At 34.6% G+C, this 1,271-nt stretch carries 1 protein-coding gene and 1 pseudogene; both read right to left on the bottom strand.

Annotated elements, in window-relative coordinates:
- Positions 1 to 829: pseudogene (locus AQ1689_RS10510) on the bottom strand (hypothetical protein); the annotation flags it as partial.
- 13 nt (positions 830 to 842) lie between these two features.
- Positions 843 to 1,271, bottom strand: a 429-nt coding sequence (locus tag AQ1689_RS10505; RefSeq protein ID WP_180947581.1) for a hypothetical protein, incomplete at its 5' end; no start/stop codon positions are given.

Genomic DNA, 1,271 nt, shown 5'->3' with positions numbered 1-1,271 from the left:
ACCCTTTAGGTGAAACTGTTTTATATCTTTTTTTTAAATCTGAAGCGTCATAACTCGAAGATAAAATAGGCTCGAAAACCCCCTCTTCATAAAATTTAGCAGGTAAAGAACTATTAATTACAGGTTTTAGTGGGTTTGTTTTATCAATAGTTATGTTTGTTCCTCCTTGTACGTCTATTGAATTGGCATCGCTTCCTTTTGCTCCAATATCTCCTTTTGTTCCTTTTAAACCGTCAGCTCCTTTTGCTCCAGTATCTCCTTTTGTTCCTTTTAAACCGTCAGCTCCTTTTACTCCAGTATCGCCTTTTGCTCCTTTTAAACCGTCAGCTCCTTTTGCTCCAGTATCGCCTTTTGCTCCTTTTAAACCGTCAGCTCCTTTTGCTCCAATATCTCCTTTTGTTCCTTTTAAACCGTCAGCTCCTTTTGCTCCAGTATCTCCTTTTGTTCCTTTTAAACCGTCAGCTCCTTTTACTCCAGTATCGCCTTTTGCTCCTTTTAAACCGTCAGCTCCTTTTGCTCCAGTATCGCCTTTTGCTCCTTTTAAACCGTCAGCTCCTTTTGCTCCAGTATCTCCTTTTGTTCCTTTTAAACCGTCAGCTCCTTTTGCTCCAGTATCGCCTTTTGCTCCTTTTAAACCGTCAGCTCCTTTTGCTCCAGTATCGCCTTTTGCTCCTTTTAAACCGTCAGCTCCTTTTGCTCCATCTTTAGGTATGTAATTCAAAAAATCTAAATCACTTTCAATAACAAAACCATCTTTGTCAGTACCTAATACCTTTGCATTTTTAACAGATTTAACCTGCAAATGCGTTGTTTCTACTTTTCTGCTCATTGTCAGTTTTTATTTAATGAAATATATAATCTTGCATGTTCTTAAACCCTATTTTTGTTACTTTTAAGGTTTTACCTCTAGCAATCTTTTTCGAGTTTTCATCCTGATAATTCATAGCTTTAGAATCATCAAAAACAACATCAATCGGAAAAACTGTATTCACTATTTCAATAGTAGAGCCTACACTTTTTATAGAATTAGTATTAAATAATATCCTACTTAATTTTAATTTACCTTGTACAACTAAAATAGTATCTTCTAAATTAGCGTTAAATAAAGAGTAAACCCCATTACTATCTATATCACTTTGATTTATAAATATAACCCCTCTTTTTTTTCGATACACAGATAAATCAATTTCTTTTTCATCTGATTTTACTCCAGTAATTACATTTCCATCTTCATCAGTACCTAAACTGGAAGCATTTTTTACAGATTTAAT

The organism is Tenacibaculum finnmarkense, assembly GCF_900239185.1.
GTDB classification, from domain to species: domain Bacteria; phylum Bacteroidota; class Bacteroidia; order Flavobacteriales; family Flavobacteriaceae; genus Polaribacter; species Polaribacter finnmarkensis.
This window is presented reverse-complemented; position numbering and strand designations above follow the sequence as displayed.